This is a genomic window from Leifsonia sp. SIMBA_070 (assembly GCF_046534635.1).
Taxonomy (GTDB): domain Bacteria; phylum Actinomycetota; class Actinomycetes; order Actinomycetales; family Microbacteriaceae; genus Leifsonia.
This window is the reverse complement of record NZ_JAWRYK010000830.1, coordinates 1-242: the sequence shown is the minus strand read 5'-3', so window position 1 is coordinate 242 and position 242 is coordinate 1. Positions and strand designations below refer to the sequence as shown.

The following is a 242-nucleotide window of genomic DNA, read 5'->3' as shown; positions in this document are numbered from 1 at the left end:
GAGCCGGGGAGACAACGGCTGGTGGCACGTCCAGCACGCGGAGCTTCCCGAAGACATCGATTACGGGTATCTCATCGACGACGCGGAAACGCCGGTTCCGGATCCCCGGTCCCGCCGCCAGCCGGAGGGAGTCCATTCGCTCTCGCGCACCTTCGACCCGGACCTGTATGAATGGCATGACGCGGACTGGGTGTCGCCGGGGCTGGACGGCGGCGCGATCTACGAGCTGCACGTCGGCACCT

The 242-nt window shown here is 67.4% G+C and carries 1 pseudogene; it reads left to right on the top strand.

The features are described 5' to 3' along the window. Window positions 1-242: pseudogene (locus SB754_RS22535) on the top strand (malto-oligosyltrehalose trehalohydrolase); the annotation flags it as partial.